Annotated in this window: 4 protein-coding genes and 1 pseudogene; 3 read left to right on the top strand and 2 right to left on the bottom strand. The window is 57.0% G+C overall.

Going from position 1 to position 5,824, the window contains the following annotated elements; genetic code table 11:
• Positions 1 to 415: 415 nt before the first annotated feature.
• Both cysC and cysD read right to left on the bottom strand, forming a co-directional pair.
• A complete protein-coding gene (gene cysC / locus RI518_RS07475) occupies positions 416 to 2,344 on the bottom strand; it encodes an adenylyl-sulfate kinase (protein ID WP_310689762.1) in 1,929 nt (642 codons plus the stop codon).
• On the bottom strand, positions 2,344 to 3,285 hold the full coding sequence (gene cysD, locus RI518_RS07470) for a sulfate adenylyltransferase subunit CysD (protein WP_310689763.1): 942 nt from the start codon (positions 3,283 to 3,285) through the stop codon (positions 2,344 to 2,346). The genes cysC and cysD overlap by 1 nt, the downstream gene beginning before the upstream one ends.
• 593 nt (positions 3,286 to 3,878) lie before the next feature.
• On the opposite strand from cysD, the gene RI518_RS07465 reads away from it, so the two are divergent.
• The 3 genes and pseudogenes from RI518_RS07465 to RI518_RS07455 all read left to right on the top strand — a co-directional run.
• Entirely contained in the window at positions 3,879 to 4,700 is an 822-nt protein-coding gene (locus tag RI518_RS07465; protein WP_310689761.1) for a sulfite exporter TauE/SafE family protein, read from the top strand.
• Between the two features lie 120 nt (positions 4,701 to 4,820).
• Positions 4,821 to 5,501, top strand: coding sequence for a histidine phosphatase family protein (locus RI518_RS07460; RefSeq protein ID WP_310689760.1), 681 nt, complete (start codon positions 4,821 to 4,823; stop codon positions 5,499 to 5,501).
• Positions 5,498 to 5,824, top strand: a pseudogene (locus tag RI518_RS07455) (hypothetical protein); the annotation flags it as partial. The gene RI518_RS07460 and the pseudogene RI518_RS07455, both read left to right, overlap by 4 nt.

Genomic DNA, 5,824 nt, shown 5'->3' with positions numbered 1-5,824 from the left:
GTGGGCTTCCAGGCCTCGAAATGTTTTCATGGGATTCGATTAACCCCACTGATCTTTCGGCAAAGTCCAATACTTCGGCTTCTGATTGGAGGCCTTTGCGGGGTGCTTGGGTGACTTGTGCCATCTGGTCACCCTTTCCCGAATACAAGGCAAAGCCCTCGGTGCCTGGCAGGCTCCGAGGGCTTCACAGACGTCTTATGTGGTTACTGGCAGCTGTCGCACTGCAGCATGTCCATCGGATCGACGGGCACGTCGTAGCCACCTACGCGGTCCTGGTCCATATCCGCCTCCTTGCAACTTATTACGGGGACTGGACTAGACACTATATATGAGGAACCACATCGGTGTCATTACCCCAGATATTGTGTTTTCGGGCGTGTCGCCACCTCACGGTGTGATCCTCGTGTTCCGGACCCTAGGAACCCATGGGCCCTACGGGCGTGACAATGCGGTCGATGACCTGCTGTGAGGCATCCGAGGGTGATACTTCGTGATGGATGCGAATATCGGGTGTCGTAGGGGCTTCATACGGAGAGCCGATACCGGTGAAGTTGGGAATCAACCCAGCGCGAGCCTTCTGATAGAGCCCTTTCGGGTCGCGCCGTTCGCAAATTTCTAGCGGAGTATCCACGAAGACTTCGACAAAACGGCCTTCTCCCACAATTTCCTTCGCGTGTGCTCGGTCACTGCGGTAGGGAGAAATGAGGCTCACCAACACCACAAGACCCGAATCGGCCATCAATGCTGCTACTTCCGCCGCCCGGCGGATGTTTTCTACCCGGTCGGCTTCACTAAACCCGAGGTCCCTGTTTAAGCCAAGGCGCAAGCCGTCACCGTCAAGAATGGCGTGTGGAACCCCGGCTCGGGTGAGTGCAACAGACACTTCATTGGCCAGGGTGGATTTTCCTGAACCAGAAAGGCCAGTGAACCAGGCCACCCTGCCCTGGTAGCCGGTGAGCGCACTGCGCTCCCCGGTCAACACACTGAAGGAGTGTTCCTTCAGGTTGTCTGCGCGGCGGAGTGTGTGGTTGACCACTCCCGCCGCGACGGTACTTCCACTCACCTGATCGACCAACACCAGGCGGCCCAGCTCCCGAAGGTTCTGGAAAGTGGTGAGACTCAGTTTGTTGTGGGCTTCAATATTCACCCGCGAGAGAGAGTTCGCACCCAGGTGGTCAATTTGGCCCGCCTTTGAGCCGTCTGGGCCAATATCAAAAGCACGGGTGATGGTGGCTTTTGTGGTGGTGTGGCCAAGCCTCAGTAGGTAAGTGCGGCCAGGAAAACCCTGCTCTTCATCCAGCCAGACAAGATCTGCCTCGAACTGGTCGGTGTGTTCAAGAGCAGTGTGTTCTACAGCGGTGCGTTCAATGGCACTGTCTTTGACAGCACTATGGTTGGCCCCGGCCGGTTCTGAGCGGCTGACCTCAGTGTTTTTGGGGTCATTGTGTGTGGGTACCCAGAGGACATCACCTCGTTCGAGGTCGACCTCTGCGTCGATGGCGACAGAAATTTCCGCAGGACCCTTCACCGTGTCCTGTTGCTGGGTGTGGGCGATGAGTTCCGTGGCGCGGAAGCTCTTGGCTGCATACCGAGGCGAATGTAGTTGGTCCCCCACGGAGAGTGTGCCGTGGAGCAGGCTGCCCAGGTAGCGGCGTCCCCCACCGGGGACGCGCTGAACATACTGGATAGCGAAGAGAGGGTCAGTTTTTTCGGTGCGCGGGAGGCTAAAGGTATCCAGTGCCTGGAGAAGCGTGCCTCCCTTCCACCAACTCATGCGTTTTGTGGCGCGGACCACGTTGTCACCGGCGAGGCCACTGACTGGAATCGCTTCATAAAGGGGAGCGTCTTCTTGGTCAAAAAGCTCATCTATTTGGGCACTAATGTCCGTAAAGACCCGCTTTTTGTAGTCGACTAAGTCCATCTTGTTGACCGCGATGACATAGCGAGAGATACCCAGCTTGCGGGCAATGCCCAAGTGGGTGAGGGTTTGGGGTTTAAGGCCCACCCTCGCATCAATGACGAGGAGAAGAGCGTCCGCGTGCGACGCCGCGGTCGCCATATTCCTCGTGTATTGCTCGTGGCCTGGCGAATCCGCAATGTGGTATCGGCGGGTGGGGGAGTCGAAAAACCGGTGGGCCACATCAATTGTTATGCCCTGTTCGCGCTCGCTATCCAAACCGTCCAATAAGTCCGCAATAGTGGTGGCGTCGACCTTCTTGGGGTCAATTCCGCCCAGTTGGTCCTCAAACACTGAACCGGTGTCGAGTAGAAGCCTGGCCAAAATGGTCGACTTGCCATCGTCGACACTTCCCGCGGAAGTGATGTGGAAAATTTCTTGGGGCATTAGAAGTAGCCCTCTTTCTTTTTCTGTTCCATGCTGGCGCCAGGATCGGAGTCAATAACTCGGGAGCTTCGCTCAGATACTCGGGTGTGCTCCAGTTCGCTAATGATGTCCGCCACACTGGACGCACCGGAGCGGTCCCCACCGGTCAGTGGGTAGCAGCCCAATGTCCGAAACCTGATGGGTTCGAAATAGACCCGCTCACCGTCTTCCAACTGGAATCGCTCATCATCGATGGCGATCAGTGCCCCGTCTCGCTGCACAAACGGCCTGGTTTTCGAAAAATACAGTGGGACAACAGGAATGTGTTCCCGTTGGATGTAGCGCCAGACATCCAATTCGGTCCAGTTCGAGAGCGGGAAGACCCGCATGCTCTGACCTTTGGACAGTGTCGTGTTGTAGGCATTCCATAGCTCTGGCCGTTGAGCTTTGGGGTCCCAACCGTGTGTTTCAGATCTCAGCGAAAACACCCGCTCTTTCGCGCGGGAGCGTTCTTCATCGCGGCGACCACCACCAAAGATGAAGTCGGGGCGGTGCTCGTTCAAAAATTGGCGCAAGCCTTGTGTTCGGGTGATGTCGGTGTGGGCGGCTGAGCCAAAGTCGAACGGGTTGACGTTTCGTTCAACCGCTTCCGGGTTGGTGTGGACAAGAAACCGGGTGCCCGGTTTCTTGCTGATGTAGTCCAGGACTTGGTAGACCTCTTGGAACTCCCAGCGGGAGTCAATGAGCGCCAGGGGGAATGGTGGTGGCTCTGGCCAGAATGCTTTCTGTGCCAGAGTCCACATCACCATGCTGTCTTTGCCTAACGAAAACAACATGGCCGGGTTTTGGGCCACAGCAATTGCTTCCCGAATAATGCGGATGCTTTCTGCTTCCAACACGTCTAAGTGAGAGTGCTCCCCACCAGAGACGGCCTCTTCGTGAGCACGCGGCGAATACGGCAGTGGTGGATAAAGAAAATCGGCAACAGTAACGCCCTCAATGGAATGGCTGTCATCACTGTGTAGGCGAAGTGTGCCGTGGGGGATCACGATGATGTCGACGTCGAAGAAGCCTCGGATTCGCTCCAGAGCACCCGCGACATTCTTGGGCGAGGGGGCCGCCTTGTCTACGGTGTCCTTTCCCTCGTAAACCCTGGCCCACCACCTGGTTCCTCGGCGGTCATTGACCACCAGAACTTCCGCACCGGAAAGGGTGAGTAGTTGTCCGATGAGGAGGCGCTGTTTGCTTCGTTGGGCGTGGTCAGACAGCGGTTCAATAAGTAGGCGGTTCGCGGGGCGACCTTCTTGGTCGGTCAATACATGAAGGTCGGTAGGGGCAGGGCCGCCTAGAACATCGTCTAGGACTCGCGTGAGGTGGCGCCTGGAGACGTCGGTGCCCTCTTGGTGGAGTTGCTCATGGAGCTCGTCAACCGATCCACGCTCCGCGTGGACGATTCGGCTTAGGACCTCGTCAGCTAATGTCGCGTTTTCCACGAAAAACACCTTAGTAGCAAAAAAGGCACTTATTTTTGCTTTTAAGAGAAAAAATACAAAAAATGCGACACAATGCTGTTGTGGATATCGACTGGTTGCTCGTCGTCGCTTCCTCAGTGGTGGGCCTTCTTGTGGGGCTCACCGGGGTGGGGGCAGGAGCGCTCATGACCCCACTGCTCATTGGTTTCTTTGCCGTTCCTATACCTGTTGCCATTGCCACTGACCTGCTTTTTGCCACCATTACTAAAGCCCTCGGTGTGAGCATTCACGGCCGAGCCGGCCGGGTCGACTGGTCGGTCACCAAAAAACTGTGGGCGGGAAGTATCCCTGGAGTGTTAATTGGCTCACTCTTTCTAGTTGCCCTTGTCACTCAAGATGCCGCTCGTTGGTTGACCTGGCTGATCGTGCTCTTTGTGGGACTCACGGCATGGACACTCCTTCGACGAGCTTTGGGTACCCCGAAAAAAACTGCGACAGTCCCCAAAACCCAAGGCTCCACGAAGGATTCCCACGGGCCAAAGCCAGCCCGGGGCTGGCTTGCCCCCGTTGGGGGCTTTGGTATCGGAATGGGTGTGTCATTGACGTCGGTGGGAGCAGGAGTGCTCGGTATGGCACTTCTTGTTCGGTTAAGCCCGGAAAACACCCCACCACAGCGTTTGGTGGCAACAGATTTACTTCACGCAATTCCGAATGCCTTGATTGCGGGGGTGTCCTATTCGCTCTCTGGACTTGTCGACTGGTCACTGCTGATGACCTTGTTAATCGGGTCACTACCCGGGGTGGTCCTTGGTTCGCTGCTGTCCGGCAAGATTCCAGCCCGAGCCCTCAACCTCACCCTCGGGGTCATCCTGGCGCTTCTCGCCGTGACACTTGTGGTCTCGTAGGTAAGAACCCACTCAGCCCACAACAAGCTGGCGCACACTGTGGAAAAGCTTTGTGTCCTAAGCAGGTTCAGATAGGCGGGCTCCAAGGCCACTCCCGGGTGTGGAATCTAGACTGGGGCTGTGCCAGCAGAAGTGGTTCACCTCGTTCGACACGGAGAGGTCACTAACCCAGACCGAATTCTCTACGGTCGCTTAGACGGTTTTGGGCTCACCCCACGGGGCCACCAGATGGCAGAAACCGTGGCCCAGTATTTTGCCGACAGGCCCATAAGCGCGGTTCTGGCTAGCCCACTACTTCGTGCCCAGCAGACCGCCACACCCATTGCCGCAGCACACGGACTAGACATCATCACTGACGACAGACTCATTGAAGGCACCAACATTTTTGAGGGCACACGGGTATCTGCCAAAGCAATCATGCGGAACCCCTCGGTGTGGCCAAAACTGTGGAACCCTTTTCGCCCCAGCTGGGGCGAGTCCTACAAGAGCATTCTCCAAAGAATGATGGCGGCTATTAGTGACGCGGCCGAGAACCACCAAGGGGAAGTTGTTGTGGTCTCCCACCAGCTTCCGATCTGGATGGTCCACCGACATGTGAACGGTGAATCGCTCGTGCACTCACCCAAAGCCCGTCGGTGCACGCTGTGTAGCGTGACGAGTTTTCAGCCAGAGCAAGAGCCAGGGCCAGGACAAGGACCCACCAAAACTTTCGCAGACGATTCTCGCCCGTGGCGCGAGGTCGCATACGTCGAGCCAGCAGCATCGCTGCTGGCTGATGCGGTGGATTTAGGAGCAGTATGACCTCGCGCTTCAGTAAAGACGGCGAGATGTTGCCCCTGGGGCAAGAAGGCGCAATAAATCGCGCGAGCGGTCGCCGCCAGACGCGCTCTGCTTGGCCAAAGGCGCTGCGAAGTGCACTCGCCATTGTCGCCGTGGCCGGCTTGGGGCTAGTCGCCGGCTGCTCTTCTGAACCGGACACCCTTGCCCAAAACTACGGTGATGTGGTCGAGCAGGATTATTTCTCCTCGGACGGAGCTTTTAGTTTCATTTCTTTGGGTAATCGAGGCGAGGCGCTGAGCTTCTCGGGAGACCTCGACATTGGGGGCACCTGGTCTTCAGCTGAT

This window comes from Pontimonas sp. (genome assembly GCF_031581085.1).
Lineage (GTDB): Bacteria > Actinomycetota > Actinomycetes > Actinomycetales > Microbacteriaceae > Pontimonas.
The sequence above is the reverse complement of the archived record's forward strand: the minus strand, read 5'-3'. Positions and strand labels throughout refer to the sequence as shown.

Bases quoted from the DNA above. Each gene is read 5' to 3' on its own strand.
- cysC (WP_310689762.1), bottom strand. From the start codon at position 2,344: ATGCCCCAAGAAATTTTCCACATCACTTCCGCGGGAAGTGTCGACGAT.
- RI518_RS07465 (WP_310689761.1), top strand. From the start codon at position 3,879: ATGCGACACAATGCTGTTGTGGATATCGACTGGTTGCTCGTCGTCGCT.